Raw genomic sequence first — 23219 nt, 5'->3', positions numbered from 1 at the left:
GAAAGCGGTTTGTACGTCGGTCGGATACGTCCGGGCGTGACACGGGTCGCCCGTCGCCGCCGCTGGCTCCTCGCCGCCCTCCTCGTCGTTGCAGTCCTGCAGATGCCGGTCTCGCTGGTCGCCGCCGCCCCAGCGGATGCCGGCGGGCCGGTCGTCGCGCAGGCGGCGAACAACACGACGACAACGACGGTCGTCCACCACCGCGACCCCAGCCAGTACGAGGAGTCGGGCGACATCGAGTCGCTGAAGCGCTGGCTCGGCGGCCAGCTCGGCTCGCGACTCTCGGAGAGCTCGCTCGAGTTGAGTCAGAGCCAGTACGACACCGCCCGCTCGCTCCTCGGCGACACCTACGACCAGCGCCTCGCGGAGTACGTCGACGTCGCGGGCGAGACGGAGACGACGCAGGACGACCGCACCGCCCGCGACTTCCGGCAGGCGCGCGAGGAGCAACAACAGTACGTCTCGCTCACTCAGCGCTATCGGCAGGTCTACGAGCGCTACGAGGCGGCGCGCGCGGCGGGCAACGAGACGGCCGCCCGGCGGCTCGCCCGCCGCCTCCAGCAGCTCGCGACGCGCATCGACCGCCAGCAGGCGAACGTCACGGACTCCTACACGGCCGTCGCGAACGGGACGGACGTGGACGTCACGGCGGCGATTAACCGGACCAGCGCCGTCGCGACGAACGTCGAGCGGACACAGTCGCAGGTGCAACAGGAGACGTTCACGCGGACGCGACTCACGCTCGCGCCGTCGAACGCCACGCTGTCGCCCGCGGCGACGACGACGTTCTCGGGCACGCTCGAAACCCGGTCGGGTGAGCCAATCGCGAACGGGACGGTCGTCCTCGCCGCGGCAAACCGGACGCTCGCGACGGCGACCACGGCCGCGGACGGGACGTACACGCTCGCGTACCGGCCGGTGACGCTCGCGGCGACGGCGGAGACGCTCACCGCACAGTATCAGCCGACGTCAGCCTCGCCGTACCTCGGGTCGAACGCGACGACGAGCGTGACCGTCACGACGCGTCAGCCGACGGTGTCGCTCGACGAGACGCCCACGACACTCCGGTTTGGCGCGACAGCACGGGTCTCGGGAACCGTCACGATTGACGGGACGCCGCTCGCCGGTGTTCCGGTGCGCGTCGCCATCGGTGACGGCGTCGTCGCGACCGCGCGGACGGACGCGAACGGCGAGTTCGCGGTGACGCCGCGACTTGGCGCGCGCCCCGTGACCGGCACGACGACGATCACGGCCACGGCGGGCCGGTCGGGTGCGGCCGTCATACCGGCCGCTGCGTCGGCGAACGCGACCGTTTCGGAGAGCGCCACCGACCTCTCCGTGGAGGCGACGGTGACCGGCGAGACGCTCGCCGTCGCGTCGCAGTTGGAGGCGAGCGAGAGCGGGGTCGCCGGCCAGCGACTCGTCGTCTCCGCGAACGGCACGCGCCTCACCACGCTCACGACGAACCAGCGGGGGTGGGCGAACGCCTCCGTCACGCTTCCCGTGAGCGTCCGGCAGAACGCGGACGCGCTCGCGGTCCGCGTCCGCTACGCGGGGACGGGGACGAACCTCGCGGCCGCCGAGGCGACGACGACGGTTTCGCTCCCCGCGCCGAGTACGTCCCGGCTCACGCTCACGCAGGCGTGGATACTGCTCGGGGCGTTCCTCGTCGCCGCGCTCCTCTTCGCGCTCGCGTACGCCCTCTGGCGGCGTGACGTTGCCGAGGCGGAATCCGATGAAGCCGAGACGCCGGCCGACCCGACGCCGGCGACGCCCGACGAACCGCTGGCCGCGCGCCTCCTCGCGCAGGCTCGCAACCATCTCGAGGCCGACGACCCGGACGAAGCCGTCCGGACGGCGTATTCGGCGGTCCGTCGCACATTCGACGCCGAGGACGCCGACCTGCGCCATCGGACACACTGGGAGTTCTACGCGGCGCTCGCGGACGGTCTCGCGGCCGACGAGCGCAGTGCGTTGGAGACGCTCACCAGGACCTACGAGCGCGCGACGTTCGCCGGTCAGGGGGCGACGCGCGCGGACGCCGAGACGGTGCTCGCCGCCGCCACCGAGCTCGTCGAGGAGTAGCCTTCGAGTGTTCCGACTGTCTTTTCACCCGTGGTCGCTAACGGGTTGCTGAATGAGTGACGCCCCGGACTGGTCGCGACTGCTGCCGCGGCCGCTACGGCGACTGCCCGCGGACGTCGCCGCCGTCGTCTGTCTCACGCTCGTCGGCGTCCTTCTCCCCGTCCTCCCGGTGCTCCGGGAGACGCCGCTTCGCGTCGTCTTCGGCCTCCCGCTCGTGCTCTTCCTGCCGGGCTACGCGCTCGTCGCCGCGCTCTTCCCCGAGCAGGGCGGCGAGGACGCGGGTATCGACGGCATCGAGCGTGTCGCGCTCTCCTTCGGCCTCAGCATCGCCGTCACGCCCCTACTGGGGCTCGTTCTCAACTTCACGCCGTGGGGGATTCGCCTCGTCCCGATTCTGGTCGCCGTCGGCGGGTTTACGCTCGCGGCGAGCGCCGTCGCGGCCGTCCGGCGCTGGGACCTCCCGGCCGAGGAGCGCTTCGTCGTGCCGTACCGGTCGTGGCTGCGGGCGGCGCGCGTCGAACTCCTCGAACCGGACACGCGGACGGACGCCGCGCTGAACGTCCTGCTCGCGGTGAGCATCGTCGTCGCGGTCGCGAGCGTCGGCTACGCCGTCGCCGTCCCACAACAGGGCGAGGCGTTCACCGAGTTCTACCTCCTCACGCACGGCGAGGACGGCGACCTCGTCGCATCGGGCTATCCCTCCGAGATGGTGGTGAACGAGTCCGCGCCGCTCGTCGTCGGCGTCGGCAACCACGAGCACCGTGCGCAGAACTACACGTGGGTCGTCCTCGAACAGCAGGTGCACGTCGTGAACAACTCGACGGTGGTCGACAGGGAGACGCGGCTGTCGACACACCAGCTCAGGCTCGGGGCGAACGAGACGCGACACGTGAACACGACGATTACGCCGCAGTTCGCGGGTGAGCGCCAGCGTCTCGCGTTCGTCCTCTACAAGGGTGACGCGCCGCGCTATCCGAGCGTGGAGAGCGCGTATCGCGAAGTCCACCTCTGGGTGAACGTCTCGGCGCCGCGGAACGCCTCAGCCTAGACGTTCGCGCCACACTCCCGGCAGACGGACGGGAGCCACGGCTTGTCGGCGATGACGCGGCGTTCGTGTTCGCACCGTGAACAGAAGGCTGTCTGTGTTACCATCTCTCAGGAGTGGCTCTCGCGCCCACTCTAAAGTGTGTTTATATGACGTGTCCGGTGAGCCACAGTCCGATATTGACACCTCAATAGTGGGCGGTGACGACCCGATATTCCCTCAGAAGAGGGAGTCGAGTCGGTCGTCGTCCATCAGGTCGGGGTCGTCGGTGCGCTCGTCCTGCTGGCGGCGCTGGGCTTCCGTCGCCGTCTCCGTCAGGGCGTCGAGACGCTCGCTCTCCCGCACGTTCGCGAAGAGGACGGTGGCCGCGACGTGGTCCGCCCCGGGCACGGGGTTGTCGCCGCCGCGGACTTCCCGACACTGCGTCGTCTCCTCGACCCACTGGCGGCCGCGCTCGATGCCCTTCCGACTCAGCCACTCGGGCGGGCCGCTCACGAGGACGAGCGCACGCCCGACAGTCGTGAGGTCACACGGCAGCGAGAGCTGGCTGTACGTCGCGCTCCGAATCGCGCTCGTAATCTGGTTCACCGCCGTCGTGTCGTCGACGGACGACTGTGACCCGAGCAGGCCGCCGAGGCGGCCGCCCACATCGTCGTCCCGCTCGATGGGGCTCGCGGTGTGGCCGATGGCGCTCACGCCGCCGCCGTCGAGCGTGTTGATGATTTCGCTGGCGTCGAGGACGCTCTCCGCGACCTGCGCGTCCGCGTCGTGCTCGCCCGCGCCGAACAGCACGCCGAGGCGTGTCGCCACCTCCTCGTTGATGGTGGCGTAGGCGTCGTCGAGCGAGTCCGCGCTCGCGCGCCAGACGCCGTTGTCGACGAGGAGCGTGTTGTCCGCTTCGCGCCGAACCGTCCGCAGCGAGCGCGCGGCGTTCAACTCGTAGAGGCCGCCTTCGCCGTCGCTCGGGAGGATGCCGAGCGCGTAGACGGGTTCGGTGTAGAGTTGCTGGAGTTCCTCGAGGAGTACGGGCGCGATGCCGCTCCCGGTGCCGCCGCCGAGGCCGGCGACGACGAGGACGGCGTCGACCTCCGAGGTGGCGACGTCAACGGCGTTGACGAGTTCGGCGCGCTCCTCGCGGGCGATGTCGGCCGCGAGTTCGTTGTCGCCGCCGACGCCATGGCCGCTGACGCGACTCTGGCCGACGAGGTAGCGGTTGTCCTCCGGGACGCGTTCGAGGCCGCGGAGGTCGTCTCGGGCGGTGTTGATGGCGACGGCGTCGCGGACGAACGAGGATTCACCTGCCGCGTCACGCTGGAGGAGCGCGTCGGTGAGTTTCCCGCCCGCTTGGCCGACACCGATGAGGACCAACTGCATGGGCAGGTTAGCCGTCGCAGTGTGACCGCATAAGTGTTGGTTGGGAAACGTAACCAGCCGGGGCCGCGACGCCCGACGGCGGCGGATCGCAATCGGGCTTGTCGTCGCGCGCCAGTAACGTGTCGGTCGACATACCGTTCTGCACGGTCGTTTCTCACGCCCGTCTGTCCCCGTCGAGCACCCACTCACTCCGCAGTGTTGTACGTACTCGACCGGAGAGTGTACGGAGTAGACAGTTTCTGTCGCTAACAGTTCCGAATCTCGTTCTCCACTTGTTGGAGTGGCCTGTTCCGTCTCTATGTTCGGAGAGAACTGGATGGCATTTCAACTGACGTGTCCGGAAAATATACTAGTGTTCCAATTCGAAATGATTGACAAGATTCTAGTTAACTGATTTTCATTTGCCAGTTGGTGTCTGTCCCATGACTTTCGACCGACGCACGTTCCTCCGTGGACTCGGCGCAGCGACTGCTAGCAGTCTCGCACTCACCTCGACGGTATCGGCGAAGGGGAAGAACGGCCCGAAGAAACGTGGCTTCCCCCCGTCGGGGATAACCGAGTGGGGTGGCTCTCAGAAAATCGGTAACGGCGAGGTCAGCACGTTCGCGACGGTGACGCCGTCCGGGAACCCGAAACAGGTCGGCGTCCACTTCAGCGAGGGCGCGCTCGACGCCCTGCCGTACGCCGAGGACTTCGAGAACGGGAACGTCGACAACGCCATGAAATCTCACGGCGTCTGGATGAAGCCGTTCACCCTCGACCTCCCGGACGTCGTCCCGGAACCCTTCGAGTACGTCGGTGCGGGCTGGAACCCGCAGGGGCACACGCCGAAGGGGGTCTACACGAAACCCCACTTCGACATCCACTTCTACTTCAACGACCGGGAGACCATCGGTGACATCGGTATCAACCCCGACACCGGGAAACCCTACGTCATCAGTACGGACGACATCGAGAAGGGCCAGGTTCCCGAGGGCTACGTCCTCCTCGAAGGCGGGGCGGTCGTCCCTAACATGGGCGCACACCTCGCACCGGCAGACGCCCCTGAACTCGACTCCGGGAAGAACCCGGACGGCGCGAGCGACTGGCTCCACACCCTCATCTGGGGGGCCGCCGACGTCGACGACGACGACGCCTACGAACTCAACTACGTCGAACCGATGATTACCGTCGACTACCTGCAGAACCACCTTGAGGGCGTCCAGCGTCAGTCTATCGCCCAGCCTGACGCGTACCCGCAGGACGGCTACTACCCGACGAGCTACGTCACTCGCAACCTCGGCGACGACGGGTGGGCCGTCGTCGTGGCGGACTTCGAGAAGCAGGAGGCGTAACGCGGACTACCGACCTCTCCCGTTCCCCCACACTCGATTCTTCCTTTCGGCGCGCTATCTGCCCGGCTTGACGGCGACGTCCGCCCAGACGAGGCGGTGGTCGGACGCGGTCCGGACGGCGTCACCGAGCCCGCGCTTCCCGGCGTTCGGCCAGACGACCGACGACCCGCGCAGCGAGAGGTCCGGCGAGGGGAGCACCCAGTCGACGTGCGAGCCGCCGTCGCCGAAGTTCGCGGTCGCGTGCGGCGTGCCGTTCCGCGCGCCACTCGGACTCGTGGGGAGCCGTCGCGTCTCGAAGGCGTCGTTCTCGATGAAGTATTTCGTCGCGGGGTCGAGCGGTTCGTCGCCCGGTCCGGCGTTCATGTCGCCCATCAGGACGTAGGAGGCGTCCGTATCGAGGCCGCCCGTTCGGCCGCTGTCGTCGTAGATGTAGTCGGCGCCCGCGACGTAGTCTGCGAAGAAGCGCACTTCGTCGTGGTTCCACCGGCCGTTGAAGTTGTTCGGGCCGTCGAAGACGGGCGGCGTCGGGTGCGCGAAGAGACCGTGGACGGTGCCGCCCGGCACCTCCAAGGGGACGTCGATGTGCGTCTTCGAGGAGAGACGATACACCTCGGCTTCCGCCTCGGTGAGGTAGAGGCCGTCCGTGTCGACGCCGTCCTCGCCCTTGAACGGAATCAGGTTGTTCGGCATGTCCGCCCACTCGAACGTCTGGAAGGACCGGATGGCGTCTTCGTCGATGGGGTGTTTGCTCGCGACGGCGAACGCGTAGTGGCCGGGGTAGAGCCCGAAGCCGTAGGCGTCACCGGGGCGGTCGCCGGCGTCGCCGTTCTTGTTGAAGTCGTAGGCCGTCTCGGGGAGGACGCCCGTGTTGCTCGCCGGCTGGAGCGTGTGCGGGTAGTCGATGCCCTCGAGGTGGTCGGCCTGCGGGACGCTGAGGTAGTTCTCGACGAACGCCTCGATGTTCGTGCGCTCGGTGTGTTCGCCCTGCTGGACGTTGTTCGTGAGTTCGTTGAGGAGGAGGACGTCCGGGTTCGCCTCCTGGATGACGCGCGCGGCGGCCGCCGCCTGCTCGTCGCCCGGCGTCTGCACTTGGTCGGTGGAGAGGTCGGTGACGTTGTAGCTCGCGTACCGGACCGCGTGTTTGCCCTTGGTGGCGCTCGCGGCGCTCGTCGAGACAGTCGCCCCAACGGCCGCCGCGCCGGTGAGTTTCAGGAACCCGCGTCGCGTCGTGCGTCGTGTCATGGCTGGCTAACGACCGATGGCGAGCATAGTGCTGGTGGTCGCGGACGTACTTGCGACCGACGAGCGCCGCAGAAAAAAGACGGCGAGTGTGGTAGGTTAGCTCGCGCGCTCGGCGACGGCGGCGTCGGCGAGGCGGTCGACGACGTGCTCGGGCAGGCGGAGGCCGAGTCGCTTCGCTTCCTCGCGGATGGCCTGCCGGGCGGCCTCAGTGACGGCCGTCCGGTTGTCCGTCGTCGCGGCCACGCGGTCGGCGCGCTCGCTCGCGGCCGCGAAGAGCTGGCGGGTCGCCGCCTGGTCGCTCGCACCGAGTTCGGACGCGGCCGTGAGGTTCGTGTCGAGGCCGGTCAGCGACGGTTGCTCGAGCCCGAGGTCGGTGTAGAGCTCGTAGACGGTGGGGTTCGCTCGGAGCGCGCTCCGGTACGTGGTGGTGTGGGTCGCGCGGACGCGGTAGCCGGTGAACGCGCTGACGTTCGGGCCGGCCGCCGTGTCGTTCACGGCGTAGCGGCTGTCGAGCGTGCCGTTCGGGCCGAGCTGGCTCGCGGGCCCCGTGGCGACGGGTTCGACGGCGCTGACGCCCTTCTGTGTCGCTAGCACGTCACCGACGGGACCGTAGGCCCGTGCGGAGACGTAGTTCCAGCCGGCATCGAGCGTCCGCTTCGTCTGGCCGTTGCCGGGCGTCGCCTCGGGCGGGCGCTCGGACGGCGGACCGGGCGGGTGCTCGCCGGCGAACGTGAGGACGGCGCGCGCGTCGCTCGACGGCGTGACGCGGACGGCGCCCAGCGCGTCGAGGTCGGCACGACTATGATTGCCCACCGGCTGCCACGAGTCGTTCGCCGGGACGTAGCGTTCGACCGTGCCGTTGAACGACGGGCCGAGTACATCCCGGACGGACTGGGTCGTCGGGCCGGGGATGCCGACCGAGTAGGTGCCGTTCGCGGGGAGGTGCAGGTCGGTGCCGATGGCGACAGTGTGCTCCCGGTCGACCTGCGTGGGCGGCGCCGTGAGGAAGGGGTCGTAGCGGACGTTCGAGACGGCGCTCGCGTTCGGCCCGCGCGGCCCGAAGTAGTTCAGCCGGAGGTCGGGCTCATACGCGGGCGGGTCGTCACTCCACCACGGTGCCGTGTTCTGTGCGGCGACCGTGCTCCCGGAGAGGTTGTTGTAGTGGACGGCGACGGTCGGCGTCTGCTTGTTCTCGAACGAAACGCCGGTGTCCGCGGCGATGACGTTCGACGTGATACGGCCGGTCTGCCGGTCGCTCCCGCGAACCGTGACGCCGACGTCGCTGTCAGTGATGACGTTCCCGGTGACCGTGAGGTTCTGGGCGGCGTCACCGAAGACGACGGCCGTGTCGGTGTCGCGGAACGTGCTGTTGCGCAGGACCGTGTCGGTGGGCGCCCACGTCGCGAAGCCCTCGGTGGCGTTCCGGACGTGGACGCGCTCGAACGTCACGCCGCTCCCGGACTCCATGAAGAACGCCGTGGTGGCGTTCTGCACCGTCACGTCCGTGACGTGGAGGCCATTGGTCTGTTCGTAGCCGGAGCCGACGCCGACGACGAGGCCGTCCGAGACGTTCGTGAGGGTGACGTTCCGGACCGTCGAGTCGGTGACGTTCGACGCGATGTCGGCGAGGTGGATGCCGGTCCCGGAGTGCGTGACCGTGACGTCCTGGACCGTCGTGTGGTGGTCGAGGACGTGGATGCCGTAGTAGTCGTCGTCGCCGGCCTTCCCGACGACGCGCAGGCCCTCGACGGTCACGTGCTCCTCCTCGACGCGGAGCACGGACTCGAAGTCGGCGAGGCTGGCGGGCGCGCGCAGCGTCGGCGACGCGCCGGGCGCGGCCGTGATGGTGACGTTGGGGACGTCCGCGGTCACCTGCCCGACGTAGGTGCCGTTCTGGACGTAGACCGTCGTTCCGGGGCGCGCCATCTCCATCGCTTCGCCGACGCGCCCGACGTCTTCGCCGACGGTCAGCGGCGGCGTGTAGACGGCGGTCGGGCCGGTCACGATGCTGACCGGGCGGTCGGCACCCTCGGTTTCGAGAGTTGTTTCGAGCGCCACCGTCCCCGCGGCGTCCGCGTCGGACGTGACGGTGACGGTGAGCGTGCCGTCGTGTGCGTCCCCGACGTCGAGTCGCTCGCCGAAGGCAGCGCGCTCGCCCTCGACGGAGAGCGTGAGGTTCGACGCCGAGAGCGTGGAGCGCTCGGCGAGCCGGACGGTCGCGGCGTCGAGGCCGGAGGCGTTGAACGTCGCGCTGATGCGGTCGCCGGGCGTGGCGTGCGCGGGTTGGTCGGCGGCGACGGTGGCCGACGGCTCAGTGCTCAGGTAGGTGACCGAGTTCGTGAGGAGGCGTTTCGCGGCGGGCGTCAGTGCGTCGCTCTGCATTTCCCGCGAGAGACCGAGGCCGGCGGCGAGCACGGTCCGGGTCTGCTCGTTCACCGCGATGCCCGGCCCCTTCTGGCCCGGTTGCGTGCTGAAGTAGTCGCCCGGGGGGACGGTCGTGTTCGCGAGCGTCTGGCCGCTGTACTCCTCGAACCACGTGTAGGACACGCCGGAGTCGGTGGAGAGGAGGGCGACGCTCTCGCCGGGCGCGGCGACGCCCTCGAGGACCGGGTGGCGTTCACTGGCGGTGTAGTTGATGTGGTTGGTGCCGAATGTCTGGTCCTGTTCGGTCCGCTTCGGGTCGTTCGTCGCCGCCGTGAGCTGCGAGACGGCGTTCCCCGTGTCCTCGCGTGCGAAGAACGGGTAGGGCTGTTTGTACTGGTCGAGGTAGACGACGCCGGTGGCCGGGTCGTCGGTCGCCGCCGCGAACTGCTGGACGCGCTCCGCCGAGGGCTGGTGGCCGAAGTTCTGGACGACGAAGACGTCGTACTGCTCGGTGACGTTGTGGACGTCGGTCGCGGCGACGAAGTCGAGCCGGTAGTTCGCGGGCAGCTGGTTGTCGAGGACGCGCATGACGGTGGGCGCGTAGCCGTACTTGTACGCGCCGACGACGGCGACGCGCGGCAGCTCCTCGACGACGCGCGTCGGCCCCGTCGTGACCGTCGTCGTCTCACCCATGCCGGTGACGGTGTGCGCGAGCGAGAGGTTGCCGCTCCCGTCGGTGACGTGGACGGTGACGGTCACCGTCTCGGAATCGTTCGTGATGGCGACTGACTCGCCGAAGGACGCGGGCGCGCCGTTCACGCGGAGCGTCGCGTTCCCGGTGAAGTCGCCGGTTCGTTCGACCGTCCACGTGTCGACGTTCGCGGCGCGGAACGTGACTGACGTGGCGTTCCCCACTCGGACGGCGTCACTCTGGTTCGAGGTGACGGCGAGCGCGAGCTCCGGGGTGAGGCTGACGTCGAGCGTGGTGAACGTGCTGTCGTTCACGGTGGCGGTTCGAGTCTCGGGCGCGTAGCCGAAGGCGTTCGCGCGAACCCGGTAGGTGTCGGCGGACTCCCGGAGGACGTAGTGGCCATTCCGGTCGGTCCTGACGGTGAAGTCGTCAAGGGCGACCGTCGCGTTCACGACGGGGTCGCCGGAGGCGTCCGTGACGACGCCCTCAATGCCGCTGGTCGCGGCGAGGCGGTCGGTGGCGTTCACCGCGTCGACGATGCCGGCGCCGTACCGGGTGTCGTTGCCGTCACGCGGGGCACACGAGGGCGAGCAGTCGGCGGGCTTGCGTGCCGCGGACGTGACTGCGTCTGTCACCTGTGAGACGGTGGTGCCGTTGGCCGCTGCGAGTGCGAGCGCGGCGGTGCCCGCGACGTGCGGCGCGGCCATCGAGGTGCCGTCTGCTTCCGCGTAGGGCGCGCTGTAGTGGTCCTGGGGGACGGCGCTCCGCACGTCGTCGCCGGGCGCGGCTACGTCGGGGACGACGTATTCGCTCGGCCACGACTCGGGCGCGAACGGGTACCACGTCTGACGCGTGTCGACGGCGTCGCCCGAGGAGAACCACGTGACGTCGCGTTGCTCGTCGGTCGCGCCGACGGCGAGCGACTCGTAGACGTTGGCGGGCGACCCGCTCGTGTTCGCCCCTTCGTTCCCGGCGGCGGTGACGACGAGGGTGCCGGCAGCGCGGGCGTTCCGCACGGGCTCGATGAACGAGGGATAGGCGCCCTCGGAGCCGAGGCTCATGCTGACGACGTCAGCGTCGTTTTCGACCGCCCACTGCATTCCGGCGATAATCTGGGTGAAGCTCCCGCTCCCCTCGGGGAGGACGAGGCCGTGCATCAGCGAGGCGTTCGGCGCGACGCCGATGTACTGGCCGCTCGCGTTCCCACCGGTGACCGTCCCGCTGACGTGGGTTCCGTGATAGTCAGTGTCGTGTGGGCGGGAGTCGGCGACGCGCTGGCCCTTCGGACCGAACTCGGCCCAGCCACCCGGATAGGTGGGGTCGGAGGGGTCGCGCGTGTAGAGTTCGATGTCGGGGTGGCTGACGTCGACGCCGGTGTCGAGGACGGCGACCTTCACGCCGCCGCCCTTGGTGTCGTAGCGTTTCCAGACGCCGGTGGCGTTCACCTGCTCGAGTCCGTAGGTGACGTTGTACCCGGCGTCCGCGTCAGCGGTGGACGCGGCGCTCGTCGCGCCCGTGCTGTTCGTGGTGTTCGCCGAGGGGTTGGGGATGGACACCTCGAAGTTCCGGTGGAGGCGCTCGACGTGTTCGACGCGCGCGATCTCCGAGACGTCGACGCGCTCGGTGTCCACGCGGAGCAACACCATGTTCGCGATCCAGAAGCGGTTCACGACTGTGACGCCGGAGCGTCCGTTCGAGAAGCGGACGAGCGGTTGCTGTTTCTTCTCCGCGGCGTTCTTCAGTCGCCCCTTCGCCTGCTTGCCCTGGAGGCCGGGCGGGAGGCTGGGGTCGTCGAGTCTGACGACGACGGTCACGGTGCCGTTCGCGCGGGCGAGCGACGCCGGGACCGTCGCGTTCGGCGGGCCGGTGCCGTTCGAGTGTGCGGGTGGCTGGCCGGGTTTCGCGACCCCGCCGTCGCTCGGTGGCGGGACGTCGTCGGGTGGTTGTACAACGTCTCCGGTTCGGCCGTCCTCGAGTGTGACGCTGTCGTCGGCGCCCACGTCGGCCGTGTCTATGCCGGCCGCTCCGACGGACGGAGCGACGAGCGACAGTACGAGGAGCCAACAGAAGGCGGCGGCTCCGAGTTTTCCTGTTCCGTGGGTCATATGTACCCATGGCAAGCAGTCACACGGACAGCGGTAAATTATGCCGGTTAGTACGATTAGTTCGAATCAGCAAACTATAGGGAATTAGTAGGATACGCGCCCCGTGCCCCCGCAGGTAAGTTTTTGGCCGCGACGCCGAAAGGACGACATATGACGGACACAGGAGACGGCGGCGCGCTCTCGCGACTCGGCCGCGTCGCGCTCGGCCTCGGACTCGCCCTACAAGCATCGGAGGACTTCCGCGACATCGAGGACGCCATCGAGTACGCCGAGTCCGAGGGCGTCCCCATGCCCTCGGTGCTGGCGCCGCTCGGCTCCGGCACAATGGTGCTCGCCGGCCTCGGCATCGCACTCTGGCGCCTCCCACGCCTCGCGACGGGCGCCGCCGCGACGTTCCTCACCGTCGTGACGGTCACGATGCACGACTTCTGGAACGACGACCCCGAGGACCGGAGCGGCGACCGCCTCGCGTTCTTCGGGAACCTCGCGATGCTCGGGGGCGTCCTCATCGCGCTCCGCGAAGCCTGGCGCTAACCAGCGCGAGAGGTGCACCGGCACGACGACCCTTCTCGCCGACGCGCACGTCTTCAGACACCCACGCGGCGCTGGAGCTACCGGACCGAGACCAGAACTGCGGCGAATAAGTTATATCAATCCACCTCTGTAATTCGACCGAACCGGAGATAGCGCTCCGGTTCCTGGCAGCTGCCAGTCGACGCGTGTGGTTCCGATGCCGCGTCGGGTTTGGCCAGATTTCAGCCCACTGGCGCTCCCCTCCTCCCCATAGTGGGGGAGCGCCAGTGGCCCCTGCCTCCAGCCGAGGGCATTGGCCTTTGGGAACTCGGACTTAATGAGGTTGTGGCTGACCGACGGAGCACGGTCTCCCCACCACAAGCGAGGTGCAGCCCCGCCCACCAGAGTCGTGTTCTCGCCGTCGCTATCCGTGCTGAACGCAGGGCATGTGCTCCCGGAGCCATATTGTGCTACTGATTGTTCTGACGACCTCTCTGGACAGCTAGTCGTTCGGGTGGTCGGTGTCGCCGCATCTGCTTCCTCGAATACGGACACGGTTCATGCGGGTGTAGTGGCGCTTTCCGCTTGATTTTCGACGTCGTCGTCTCCGCGCCGTCCCTTTTCCTGGCGATCGACACGACTCTGTTCCTGCGTCGGACGGGTACCTCTCGAAAGCGTGTGAGCACCATTCTCGCCGAGGAATGCCGAGATACCGGCGTGATCTCGAGCGCTCGCCACTCGAACGTGGCTGCCAATATCTATCTATGGAGTACACAGTATGTAGGAACGGTATTACGTGTGAATCGTGGCTTCGGTCGCCCCGAAAACCCATACCGAACCCCCACGGAGTTCCCTCGTAGTATGGACCGTCGGGACGCGACCAGAGCACTCGGGGCGGGTGCGATTGCGGCGCTCGCCGGCTGTGCCGTCTTCCGGGACGGTGGCGACGACGCGCACGAGACTCCGTCGACCGTGACCGTCGCGAGCGAACGGACGTCCCCGTCTGACCTCGGTGTCGCCAACTGGACGAGCGAGACGCTCGCGTTCGACGTCCGTGTCCGAGACGACGGTGCATCTGACTAGCGCGATTCCCTCGGACCCCGACAGTCAGTCGTGCCACGTCAGTGCCGCGTCGTCCTACGGCTCCGACTCACAACGAGTCACGGTGAACGAGGCGTTCGCCGGAGCGACGGTGCGGGCGCACGCTGGCGACGTCGAAGTAATCGTCTACCGGGAGTAATTGAGAACGGCGTCGGCCGTCGACCCCTCTGTGTTGTTCGGGACCGCGGGGGGAGGTGTGGGGGGCGGACGGCTCGTCAGCAGTTGCGTCGGGACGGAGACTGTGGGGGAAGTGGCGACGTCGGTTACGCGTTGTTCATCCGGGTTTTCGTGGTGTCGCCGCAGACCCGACACGTTGCGACGCGGTACGGTTCCCGCGAGAACTCCGCGTTCTCCTCCTGGTCGCTCTCCGTGAGGAGGTCGATGGACACTTCGTGGGGTTGCTCGCGCTCGCAGTTCGAACACTGTTCGACGATGCCGTCTGGGGGGGAATGCTTGCTCGCCATCGGAACTAACCTCGCGTGAGTGAATGTACTCCTCCCCCTTCCAATACCGCCCTATCTATGTAGGGTCGGCGGGACGAGCGGGGTGTCCGATATCGGACACCGGCGACACTCCACTCCCCGAGTGGCGGCACTGTCGTGCTCACCGCCGGCAACGAATGGGTATCACGGGACGACCCGGGTTGGACGGACAGCGTTAGGCAACGACGTGTTCGGGCGTCTCGCCGGCGAGGTAGTCCTCGAGTTGGGCGGCGATGATGCGGGGGCCGCCGAGGACGGCGTCGCGAGTCGAGCCGGCGACGTGCGGGGTGAGGATGACGCCGTCGAGGTCGAAGAGCGGGTGGCCCTCGGGAATCGGCTCCTCCTCGAAGACGTCGAGCGCGGCACCCGCAATGTCGTCGTTCTGGACGGCCGTAACGAGGGCGTCCGTGTCGACGAGGCCGCCACGGGCGGTGTTGACGAGGTAGGCCTCGTCGTTCATCTGGTCGAACTCCGCGTCGCTGAGCATGCCCTCCGTCTCCTCCGAGAGGCGGACGTGGAGCGTGACTGCGTCCGAGTCGGCGAGGAGCGTCTCGAGGGACGCCGGTTGTGCGCCGGCGTCGCGGATCTCCTCGTCGTCGACGTAGGGGTCGTGGACGAGCAGGTCGGGGTTGAAGCCGGCGAGGCGGCGCGCGACGCCGCGGCCGATGTGGCCGAACCCGACGATGCCGACCGTGGTCGTGCGGACGTCCGGCGGGAGCTGGTCGGGGTCGAAGACCTGGTTCCACTCGCCGCTCGAGAGGTCGGCGTGGTTGAACGGGATTTCGCGGAGGCGTGCGAGCAGCATCGAGACGGCGTAGTCCGCGACGGCGTCGCGGTTCCGGCCGGGCGCGTGCAGCACGGTGACGTCGTTGTCGGCGGCCGCCTCGAGGTCGATGTTCTCGGTGCCGCCGCGGGCGGCGGCGACGAGGTCGAGGTCCGCGCTCTCGATGAGTTCGCGGGAGACGGGCGCTTTGTGGACGACGAGCGCGTCGACGCCCTCAAGGTTCGCGGCGATGTCGTCGGTGTCGTAGTGGCCGGGGCCGAGCGACTCCATGTCCATCGTGACGTTGCGGAACTCGGTGGGTGAGGCGTCACCCATCCAGTCCATCCGCTCGAACGTCACGCCCTCGTCTTCGAGGCGGCCGAGGGCCTCGTACATGTAGTCGCTCGGCTGCTGGGGATCTCCACAGAGTAGTATCTCCATCGATCTATCGTCTCCCATCCAGTTCCTTCAGTGTTTCCCATGGCTCCGCCATCGCCGCCGACACCTCCTCGAAGGCCTCGCCGAGCGCCGCGTAGCGGTCCTCGTTCGCGGCGTCCGGGTCGTATCGGGCGGCCGTGCCGATGGTCCGCCCGACGGCCGTCTCCGCGTCCGGATAGACGTCCGCGGCGACGCCGCCGCAGAGCGCCGCGCCGAGCGCGCCGGTCTCGCGTTCGGTCGGCACCGTCACGGGCCGCGTCGAGATGTCGGCGAACATCTGCGCCCACGCCTCGCTCTGCGCGCCGCCGCCGGTGAGGCGCACATCCTCGAGGTCGGACGCGATGGATTCGAGGGCGCGCGTCTGCGTGAGGGCGACACCCTCGTAGACGGCTCGAAGCATGTGCGCGCTCGTGTGTTCGAGGCGGAGACCGTAGAATCCGCCCGTGCTGTTCGGGTCGTCGGTCGAGCCCTTGAGGTAGGGATGGAAGAGCAGGCCGTCCGAGCCGGGTGGGACGTCCGTCACGGCCTCCTCGTAGACGACGTAGGGCGAGACGCCGCGCTCCTCGGCCTCGCGCCGCCAGTCGCCTCCACAGTTCTCGACGAACCACTCGACGCACGCCGCCCCGGAGCGAATGCCCTTGTAGCGGAGCCACGTGTCGAGGTAGCGCCGCGGGAGGCCGCCTTCGCCGTCCGCCGGGGAGTCCACGACGGCGACGCTCTGCCCCCACGTCCCGAGGATGAGCAGGCCGTCGCCGGGGTCGACGACGCCCGCGCCGAGCGTGCAGGCGGCGACGTCGTGGAGGCCCGTGGCGACCGGCGTCCCTTCGGGGAGACCGGTTTGCTCGGCGGCCGACGCGGTGACGGTCCCACAGACGTCCGTGCTCGGGACGACGTTCGGGAGCGCGTCGAAGGCATCCTCGATGCCGAGCGCGTCGAACACCCGCTCGTCGTACTCGGCGTCCGGCCCGTAGAAGACGCTCCCCTCGGAGGTGTCGGTGTGGCGCTCGCCGGTCAGCCGATGGGTGAGGACGTCCTTCGAGAACAGGACTGTCTCCAGTCGCTCGTAGGTCTCGGGGTCGTGCTCCTTCAGCCAGACGAGGAGGCTCAGCGGGTCGGCGCCGAACGGCGTCCACCCGAGGCGCTCGACGACGGCCTCACGAACGTCGGCGTCCTGTTCGTTGAAGGTGTCGAGCGCGCGGTTGTCGGTGGACTTGATGCCACAGACCGGGTCACCGTCGGCGTCGAGGCCGTAGAGGCCGTGGCCGTGGCCGGCGACGCCGACGCCCGCAATGGCGTCCGTCGGGACGGCGTCGTCCGTGACGATAGCGTGGATGGCATCGCAGACGGCGGCCCAGAAGGCGTCGTGGTCCTGTTCGTCGCGGCCACGCGGCGCGTCGGCCTCGGGCGTCGAGCGTGACGCGCTCGCGAGTTCGTCGCCCTGCTCGTCGAACGCCGTCACCGTGATGTTGGTGAGGCCGGCGTCGACGCCGACGAGCACCGTGTCCGCCCCGCTCATGCGTCCGTGTGGAGGGTTTCGCCGGCGCTCCGGGTCAACTCGCAGAGGTCGCTCATCACCGTCGCGATGCGCTCGCGGACGTCCTCGGAGACGACGTGCGGGTGGAAGTGCTCCTTCTCGGGCGCCCAGTCGCTCGCCGCGAAGAAGTCCTCACGGTCGTCCGGGACGCCCTCGGGTGGGCGGACGGCGTCCTCGTGCTCGTGGTAGAAGTCGGCCTGCGTGCGCGCGAACTCGTACTGGTAGCGCGTGTTCTTGTTGAACTTGCAGACGCCGGCGTCGAGCAGGTCCTCGATGCGATCGTCGGCGAGGCCGGACGCGCCGTGGACGACGAGCGTGGTGTCGTGGCCGGCGTCGGCGAGTGCGTCGTTGATGTCGGCGGCGAGATCCGGCCGGACGTCGAGGTCGCGCCCGGAGGCGACACCGTGCTGGGTGCCGATGGACACCGCAAGCAGGTCACAGCCCGTCCGTTCGACGAACTCGACGGCGTCCTCGGGGTCGGTGTAGAACGCCTCGTCTTCGGCGGTTTCGGTGCTGCCCTCGACGCCGGCGATGCGGCCGAGTTCGGCTTCGACGAGGACGTCGTCGTCGATGCGTTCGACGCGGTCGACGGCGTCGGCGGTGAGTTCGACGTTCCGCTCGAAGGGCTGGTCGGAGGCGTCGACCATCACGGAGTCCGGCACGCCAGACGCGACGGCGGCCTCGAGGAACTCCTCGCTCTCGGGGAGGTGGATGTGGTCGATGTTGCAGAACACCTCGATGTCGTGGCGCTCGCGGAGGGTGTCGAGGCACGCGCCGAAGACGCGGACGCCGAGCGCGGGGTCGCCGTCGCCGAAGAAGGCGGCTTCCTCCTCGCCGAGTTGGACGACGAGGTCCGAATCGACGGCGGCGCTCCCGCGGAGGAGGCCGACGAGGATTTCGAAGTGGGTGACGTTGCTCGCGAAGAAGCCGTAGCCCTCGTCTTCGGCGCGTGCGTAGCACTCCCGAAGGGTGGGTGCGGACTCGTTCGACATACCCGATGCATGACCGCGGGGTCCCTTAGCGTTATTGCTCGCTGGAATCCGCCGTCTCGACGCGTGCCGGGCGAGCGACGGCGCGACACCCGCCGTCTACTGGCTGTTTATTTTTGACTATCTTGTGGGAAATGAGGAGATAGTCGGAAGAAACGCGCGCCGTCGAGTGGCTGGAACAGCGTGCCAGCGGGGGCGAGGCGCGGTGGTCCGTCCGCAGACCGACCCGAGGACGCCTCGGTCCTGCCGGGGTCTTACACGGGTAGCGATGTAAAGAACGGCGTCGGCACGTCTCTGTGCCCGATACGTTAATTCAACGTCCTTCTATGCAGAATAATCGGAGCTGTGTCCGTGTGGGTCGTCCGGAGCGAAGGTATATTCCCGGGGGAGACGATTGCGGACGTATGCTCCCGAAACAACGGAAACAGGAAATCGTCGACCTGGTCAACGACCGGAACGGCTGTTCGGTCGACGAGCTCGCCGACGAGATCGGCGTCTCCGAGGCGACGATTCGGCGTGACCTCCGTGACCTCGACGAGCAGAACCTCATCGAGCGGACGCACGGCGGCGCGACGCCCGTCGTCAGCCACGGCCGCCCCTACGAGAAACGGAAGGTCTACCACATCGAGGAGAAGCGCGCCATCGCCGACCGCGCGGTCGAGGAACTCCACGAGAAGCAGGTCGTCGCCTTCGACAGCGGCTCGACGCTCATCGAACTCGCGAAGCGCGTCCCGACCGACCTCTCGATGACGTCGATTACGCGGATGCCCTCCATCGCGTACGAACTCGCGGAGCGCGGACACGAGGCCTACCTCACCGGCGGGACGTACCAGAAGGACGGCCACTCCTGTGTCGGCCCGTGGGCGGACGAACGCATCCAGCAGATGAACGCCGACCTCCTCTTCCTGGGCACGGACGGCATCGACGAGGACGGCCTCACCGCACAGGACATCCAGCAAGCGCAGAGCAAGCGCGCGCTCATCGACAACGCGAAACGTGTCGTCCTCGTCGCTGACCACTCGAAGTTCGGGGACACGCACGCCTTCGAAGTCGCCTCGCACGCCGCGCTCGACCTCCTCGTCACCGACGACGACGTCCCGCCGCCGATTCGTGACGCCCTCGACGCCGCGGACGTCGACGTCGTCGCGAACACCTTTGCGTAGCGCAGTCCGGGTTCGTTCCGACGCTGGTCGTCGACGGCCGTGTATCGTTAGTGCAACACCATATGGGCAGTCATCGGTCGGTGAGCGGAGAGACGAGTCGGCACGTCGGAGCGAGTGTAGCGTCCAGAAATGGCCATACTGGCGACCTGACGGTTTTTCCGGGAGTATCGTCGGGCCGTTCCAAGCGGACAAACTGTAGGAATACCCATATTTTATCGAGTCGATATACTGGCCTCCCGGTCTAGCTACGTGGTTCGACACCCCAATTTATGTCTACAAGACAGATGGTCTTCGAGTTGATATGATCCCCAGAATGAATTAACGGCGTCGGTCAGGTGATGGTACGCTCGGTGCAAGATTCGGCTACAGTTCGACTCGCGGGAACGAGAGCGTGATGCGGTTGCCGTCGTCGTCGGACTCGATGCTGATGGTGCCGTTCGAGAGTTCGACGCTCCAGTAGACGAGCCAGAACCCGAGGCCGCTGCTGTGATAGACCGATGACATCTCGTGGACGCCGTGGAGGACGTCCGCTTCGACGGCGGGAATCGGTGGGGCGTCGTCCTCGACGACGAGTTCGACGCGCGACGCCGAGCAGTGGAGCGAGAGGTCGATGTGCGTCGCGTCGGCGTCCGCGTGCTGAATCGGGTTCTCGAGGAGTTCGCAGATCGCCACGCGGAGTTCGAGACGCCCCTCGACGAGCGCCGAGTCGTCGCCCGAGACCTCGATCGTGGCGTCCGGATAACGCTCGCGGACGCGCGTCACGCTCTGCTCGACGAGCGTCCGGAGGTCGAGGCGGTGGAGGCCGGCCTGGTCGGTGATGAGGTCGATGAGGTCACGGCCCTTCTCCGCGCTCTTGAGGAGGTGCTCGCCGGTCTGGCGAATCACCGTGACACGGTCGGTCGTCGAGGGGACGTCGCCTTCGATGAGGTCCGCCGTACCCAGAATGAGGTTCAGGTCGTTGCGGAGGTTGTGCCGCAGGAGGTTGTCGATGACGACGAGTTGCCGCTCGCGGCGCTGCCGATCGGTTACGTCGCGCGTGAACCCCGTGATGCGGACGACATCGCCGTCCTCCATGATGGGGTGGCCCTTCACCCACACCCAGCGGCCGTAGTCCAGTTCGGGGTTGACGCGATACTCCATGTCGACCGCGATTCCCTGTGAGAGGTCGGTCATCCCCTCTTTGACCACCGGGACGTCGTCGGGGTGAATCATGTCGAGGAACCGCGACGGATCCTCGCGGAGGGCGTCGACCGACCCGCCGTAGATGTCCTCGTAAGAGGGGTTGATGAAGAGCAGTTCGCGCCAGTCCGCCGAGAACATCCAGAGGACGTCCGCGGACCCGGCGGCGAGTTGTTCGAGGCGGAGCTCGCTCTCCTTCGAGGCCGCCTCCGCCTCGACGCGGTCGGTGATGTCGCGCGAACTCACGACGTAGCCGTCTAGCTCGGCGTCCGTGACGTTCGACAGCCGACTCTCCAACCAGACCCACTCCCCGTCCTTGGTGCGGTGGCGATACGTCACGGTAGCTTCGGCGAACGACTCGTTCTCGATGGTCTCCATGAACGCGTCGCGGACTTCCGTGACGTCGTCCGGATGGATGTAATCGAAGGCGTTCTCGCCACACAACTCGTCCGGGTCGTAGCCAAGCATGTGATCGACGGCACCGCTCACGTACTGGAAGACCCCGTCCGCATCCAAGAGTGAAATCTTGTCCTGGGAGTAATCGAGAAGAACGCCGAGTGCCCCAGACTGGTCCATGCTATACCCTATTGGTAACTACTGCCAAAAGCCTCCTCCCTGTGTCGGAACGCGGTCTGGACAGCGGCTTGGCGGCGTGACGAACCCGGTGGCCGCCACACCGTCAGTCTTCGGGGTCGTAGCCGGCGTCTTGGAGGTTCGCGAGGACGTTGTCGATGGTTTCGAGCGTGTCGTGGAGGTTCTCCGTCGTCCGGCCGGTGTTGAGGACGCCGTCGCCGCCCGTGTTCTCGACGAGCAGGTTGGCGTGTGCGACGTCGTTCCGGAGGTCGGTGACGGCGTCGAGCTCCGCGCTCGCCGCGCCCTTCGTGTCGAACCCGCACGCCCGCCAGCACGCCTCGTCGCTCGCGACGACGCTCTCGAGCGTCGAGAACTGCGCGTAGTGGACCTTGTCGAGGGCGACGTTCGCGGCCTCGGCTTCGGCGTGCCGGTTCTCGATGTCGTCGAGGACGCTCGCGCTGACGTGATTTGCCGTCCAGTTCGGCGCCCGGTCGAGGATGAGCGCGCGCAGATGCTCCTCGAGGTAGGTGATGCGGTCGAAGAGGTAGATGCGCGCAGGTGCAGTGTTGAGGTCGGCACGCGTGAGCACGCCGCTGACGTGGTTGTGGCCGCCGATGAAGTAGACGGGGTTCTCGATGAGTGCGGCGAGAACGGCCGTGAAGTCGGCGTCGCCGCTGATCATATAGTCGATTGTGAGTGGCGTGAGATGGTTATCGAGGGTGTCACCGGCGTCGTCCGTCGAGACGTCGTCTTTGTGGACGAAGCCGAGCGGGTCGCCGCCGTCGTAGACCGGTGCGGCGTCGTAGCCCCGGTCGGCGAGCCACGCGGCGGCGTCGCTCGGGGACGTCTCGCGCTGTAGATGCTCGATAGAGTGCGTGGCGAGGTCGCTCGCCGTACAGTCGTAGAGATCGCGCGGCATACCGATTGGTTCGACGGCTGGGGTAGTGAAACTGGGGAAGTCCGATTCGAGGGCGCGTCGCGCTCAGAGCGTCGTCTCGTCGTCGAGGTAGGCGCGCGTGCGGGCGGCGAGTTCGCCGTGGAACGCCTGCATGTCGACGCGTGCGTCGGTCAGGCGCGCGTGTTCCGCGCGCAGGACGTCCTCGCGGACGCGCTCGTAGAGGGCGTCCACCGTGACCGGATGCCCGGCGTCGGCGAGGCGTGTCTCGACGCGCTCGAAGCGGCGGCGTGTCGCGAGTCTCGCGGCGAGTTCGTCGGCGGACACGTCGAGGGAGCGCTCGTCGCCGCCGCTGTCGACGTCCGGATTGGGGAGGAGCGCGCGCCGTCCCTGTTTGTCTCGGACGACGACGCCCGCGGCGGGCCCATCGTACCACGCGGACTCGGGAATCGTGTACTCCTCGGGGTCGAAATCCCGCGTGTTGACCTCGCGCTCGACGGCGTTTATCGGGTGGAGGCCGAGCGCCTCGTAGATCTGTTCGACCGCGTCCGGCGGGCGGAACGTCCCCTCTCGCTCGGACCAGACGTCGACGCCGAGGACGGACGGCGTGTTCGCCCAGTCGTAGGTGATGCCGTGGTAGTGGGTCGCGACGCCGAAGAAGACGACGTCCTCGACGTCCGGGACGGCGCGACGGAGCGCGTCCCGGTCGAGGTGCTCGCGGACGTGCCGAACGGCGTGTGCGTACTCGTCCGGCATCGCGTCCGGGTCGTCGTAGACGCGCCGGTCGTCCCCGAATCGGAGGAGGCCGGAGTTCTGCAGTTGGAAGCGGAGGGGCGCGCCGTCGACGTACTCGACGAGCCAGAGGTGGCCCGAGTCGAGGAGTCCGTCCGGCGGGTTCGCGACACGCGGGAGGTCGGGCTTCGTCTTCATCGGGAGATGGAGTGCGGTCCGGAGTGGTGGTCGAACGAGTCGATGTCTCTATCGAGGGCGTCGAGCGGTATCAATGTCGGGTCCGGTCGCTTTGGTGTCTCGGGCCGTAAGCGGCAGAAAACCTACATACGTGACCTGATAGCACTCGGGTATGTCCCGCTCTCCCCGCGCCGCCCGCAGTGCGTCCGTCAAGTGCATCGGCTGTAACGCGCCGACGACGCAGACGGTCGAGGGGGACTACGTGTGTGTCTCCTGCGGGGAGACGCGTATCCCCCGCTCGCCCTCCTCGAACGCGGCGTCGCTCGACTAACGGCCTCCGTTCTCGCGGTCGGTTTCGCTCGTCACGCTCGGTTAGACCGACGTCCTCGTTGCTGAGCGAACGCGCGTGAGGCAGTCGCCGGTCAGTGACTCGTGCGTCG

At 68.0% G+C, this 23219-nt stretch carries 17 protein-coding genes; 7 read left to right on the top strand and 10 right to left on the bottom strand.

Annotated elements, in window-relative coordinates:
- Positions 1-36: 36 nt before the first annotated feature.
- Together ACQUS8_RS13260 and ACQUS8_RS13255 are read left to right on the top strand one after the other, a co-directional pair.
- Entirely contained in the window at positions 37-2085 is a 2049-nt protein-coding gene (locus tag ACQUS8_RS13260) for a hypothetical protein (protein ID WP_435101867.1), read from the top strand.
- 52 nt (positions 2086-2137) lie between these two features.
- Positions 2138-3133, top strand: coding sequence for a DUF1616 domain-containing protein (locus ACQUS8_RS13255; RefSeq protein ID WP_435101865.1), 996 nt, complete (start codon positions 2138-2140; stop codon positions 3131-3133).
- Between the two features lie 216 nt (positions 3134-3349).
- Here ACQUS8_RS13255 and ACQUS8_RS13250 read toward each other — a convergent pair whose 3' ends face one another.
- Entirely contained in the window at positions 3350-4504 is a 1155-nt protein-coding gene (locus tag ACQUS8_RS13250) for a tubulin/FtsZ family protein (RefSeq protein WP_435101863.1), read from the bottom strand.
- A gap of 422 nt (positions 4505-4926) precedes the next feature.
- Here ACQUS8_RS13250 and ACQUS8_RS13245 point away from each other — a divergent pair, with 422 nt between their 5' ends.
- Positions 4927-5838 (top strand): hypothetical protein, encoded by a 912-nt coding sequence (locus ACQUS8_RS13245; protein ID WP_435101860.1) that lies wholly within the window; start codon positions 4927-4929, stop codon positions 5836-5838.
- 54 nt (positions 5839-5892) lie between these two features.
- Here ACQUS8_RS13245 and ACQUS8_RS13240 read toward each other — a convergent pair whose 3' ends face one another.
- Together ACQUS8_RS13240 and ACQUS8_RS13235 are read right to left on the bottom strand one after the other, a co-directional pair.
- On the bottom strand, positions 5893-7080 hold the full coding sequence (locus ACQUS8_RS13240; protein WP_435101857.1) for an endonuclease/exonuclease/phosphatase family protein: 1188 nt from the start codon (positions 7078-7080) through the stop codon (positions 5893-5895).
- Between the two features lie 96 nt (positions 7081-7176).
- Positions 7177-12135, bottom strand: a complete 4959-nt coding sequence (locus ACQUS8_RS13235) for a S8 family serine peptidase (RefSeq protein WP_435101855.1) — start codon at positions 12133-12135, stop codon at positions 7177-7179.
- 255 nt (positions 12136-12390) lie between these two features.
- Here ACQUS8_RS13235 and ACQUS8_RS13230 point away from each other — a divergent pair, with 255 nt between their 5' ends.
- Both ACQUS8_RS13230 and ACQUS8_RS13225 read left to right on the top strand, forming a co-directional pair.
- Positions 12391-12774 carry a DoxX family protein gene (locus ACQUS8_RS13230; protein ID WP_435101853.1) on the top strand — a complete coding sequence of 128 codons (384 nt, stop codon included), beginning with the start codon at positions 12391-12393 and terminating at the stop codon, positions 12772-12774.
- Positions 12775-13614: 840 nt separating this feature from the next.
- Positions 13615-13836, top strand: coding sequence for a hypothetical protein (locus ACQUS8_RS13225; protein ID WP_435101851.1), 222 nt, complete (start codon positions 13615-13617; stop codon positions 13834-13836).
- A 281-nt stretch (positions 13837-14117) separates the two neighbouring features.
- Here ACQUS8_RS13225 and ACQUS8_RS13220 read toward each other — a convergent pair whose 3' ends face one another.
- The 4 genes from ACQUS8_RS13220 to fba form a co-directional block, all read right to left on the bottom strand.
- Positions 14118-14318: a hypothetical protein gene (locus ACQUS8_RS13220; RefSeq protein ID WP_435101849.1), complete on the bottom strand. Its 201-nt coding sequence runs from the start codon at positions 14316-14318 to the stop codon at positions 14118-14120.
- A gap of 193 nt (positions 14319-14511) precedes the next feature.
- On the bottom strand, positions 14512-15540 hold the full coding sequence (locus tag ACQUS8_RS13215; RefSeq protein WP_435101847.1) for a 2-hydroxyacid dehydrogenase: 1029 nt from the start codon (positions 15538-15540) through the stop codon (positions 14512-14514).
- Positions 15541-15544: 4 nt separating this feature from the next.
- A complete protein-coding gene (locus tag ACQUS8_RS13210) occupies positions 15545-17053 on the bottom strand; it encodes an FGGY-family carbohydrate kinase (protein ID WP_435101845.1) in 1509 nt (502 codons plus the stop codon).
- Positions 17050-18063 (bottom strand): class II fructose-bisphosphate aldolase, encoded by a 1014-nt coding sequence (gene fba / locus ACQUS8_RS13205; RefSeq protein WP_435101843.1) that lies wholly within the window; start codon positions 18061-18063, stop codon positions 17050-17052. Before fba ends, ACQUS8_RS13210 begins: the two co-directional genes overlap by 4 nt.
- A 401-nt stretch (positions 18064-18464) precedes the next feature.
- On the opposite strand from fba, the gene glpR reads away from it, so the two are divergent.
- Positions 18465-19223 (top strand): HTH-type transcriptional regulator GlpR, encoded by a 759-nt coding sequence (gene glpR, locus ACQUS8_RS13200; RefSeq protein WP_435101841.1) that lies wholly within the window; start codon positions 18465-18467, stop codon positions 19221-19223.
- 363 nt (positions 19224-19586) lie between these two features.
- On the opposite strand, the gene ACQUS8_RS13195 is transcribed toward glpR, so the two are convergent.
- The 3 genes from ACQUS8_RS13195 to ACQUS8_RS13185 form a co-directional block, all read right to left on the bottom strand.
- On the bottom strand, positions 19587-20978 hold the full coding sequence (locus ACQUS8_RS13195) for a PAS domain-containing sensor histidine kinase (RefSeq protein ID WP_435101839.1): 1392 nt from the start codon (positions 20976-20978) through the stop codon (positions 19587-19589).
- A gap of 103 nt (positions 20979-21081) precedes the next feature.
- Positions 21082-21894 carry a CBS domain-containing protein gene (locus tag ACQUS8_RS13190; RefSeq protein ID WP_435101837.1) on the bottom strand — a complete coding sequence of 271 codons (813 nt, stop codon included), beginning with the start codon at positions 21892-21894 and terminating at the stop codon, positions 21082-21084.
- A gap of 63 nt (positions 21895-21957) precedes the next feature.
- Positions 21958-22800, bottom strand: a complete 843-nt coding sequence (locus ACQUS8_RS13185) for a hypothetical protein (protein ID WP_435101835.1) — start codon at positions 22798-22800, stop codon at positions 21958-21960.
- Positions 22801-22951: 151 nt separating this feature from the next.
- On the opposite strand from ACQUS8_RS13185, the gene ACQUS8_RS13180 reads away from it, so the two are divergent.
- A complete protein-coding gene (locus ACQUS8_RS13180) occupies positions 22952-23110 on the top strand; it encodes a hypothetical protein (protein WP_435101833.1) in 159 nt (52 codons plus the stop codon).
- Positions 23111-23219 lie beyond the last annotated feature (109 nt).

It is taken from the genome of Halarchaeum sp. P4 (assembly GCF_051195175.1).
In the GTDB taxonomy this organism is placed as follows: domain Archaea; phylum Halobacteriota; class Halobacteria; order Halobacteriales; family Halobacteriaceae; genus Halarchaeum.
This window is presented reverse-complemented; position numbering and strand designations above follow the sequence as displayed.

Excerpts from the sequence above, each read along its gene's own strand:
- ACQUS8_RS13255 (WP_435101865.1), top strand. The coding sequence starts at position 2,138 with ATGAGTGACGCCCCGGACTGGTCGCGACTGCTGCCGCGGCCGCTACGG.
- ACQUS8_RS13250 (WP_435101863.1), bottom strand. The coding sequence starts at position 4,504 with ATGCAGTTGGTCCTCATCGGTGTCGGCCAAGCGGGCGGGAAACTCACC.
- ACQUS8_RS13245 (WP_435101860.1), top strand. The coding sequence starts at position 4,927 with ATGACTTTCGACCGACGCACGTTCCTCCGTGGACTCGGCGCAGCGACT.
- ACQUS8_RS13240 (WP_435101857.1), bottom strand. The coding sequence starts at position 7,080 with ATGACACGACGCACGACGCGACGCGGGTTCCTGAAACTCACCGGCGCG.
- ACQUS8_RS13230 (WP_435101853.1), top strand. The coding sequence starts at position 12,391 with ATGACGGACACAGGAGACGGCGGCGCGCTCTCGCGACTCGGCCGCGTC.
- ACQUS8_RS13225 (WP_435101851.1), top strand. The coding sequence starts at position 13,615 with ATGGACCGTCGGGACGCGACCAGAGCACTCGGGGCGGGTGCGATTGCG.
- ACQUS8_RS13220 (WP_435101849.1), bottom strand. The coding sequence starts at position 14,318 with ATGGCGAGCAAGCATTCCCCCCCAGACGGCATCGTCGAACAGTGTTCG.
- ACQUS8_RS13215 (WP_435101847.1), bottom strand. The coding sequence starts at position 15,540 with ATGGAGATACTACTCTGTGGAGATCCCCAGCAGCCGAGCGACTACATG.
- ACQUS8_RS13210 (WP_435101845.1), bottom strand. The coding sequence starts at position 17,053 with ATGAGCGGGGCGGACACGGTGCTCGTCGGCGTCGACGCCGGCCTCACC.
- fba (WP_435101843.1), bottom strand. The coding sequence starts at position 18,063 with ATGTCGAACGAGTCCGCACCCACCCTTCGGGAGTGCTACGCACGCGCC.
- glpR (WP_435101841.1), top strand. The coding sequence starts at position 18,465 with ATGCTCCCGAAACAACGGAAACAGGAAATCGTCGACCTGGTCAACGAC.
- ACQUS8_RS13195 (WP_435101839.1), bottom strand. The coding sequence starts at position 20,978 with ATGGACCAGTCTGGGGCACTCGGCGTTCTTCTCGATTACTCCCAGGAC.
- ACQUS8_RS13190 (WP_435101837.1), bottom strand. The coding sequence starts at position 21,894 with ATGCCGCGCGATCTCTACGACTGTACGGCGAGCGACCTCGCCACGCAC.
- ACQUS8_RS13185 (WP_435101835.1), bottom strand. The coding sequence starts at position 22,800 with ATGAAGACGAAGCCCGACCTCCCGCGTGTCGCGAACCCGCCGGACGGA.
- ACQUS8_RS13180 (WP_435101833.1), top strand. The coding sequence starts at position 22,952 with ATGTCCCGCTCTCCCCGCGCCGCCCGCAGTGCGTCCGTCAAGTGCATC.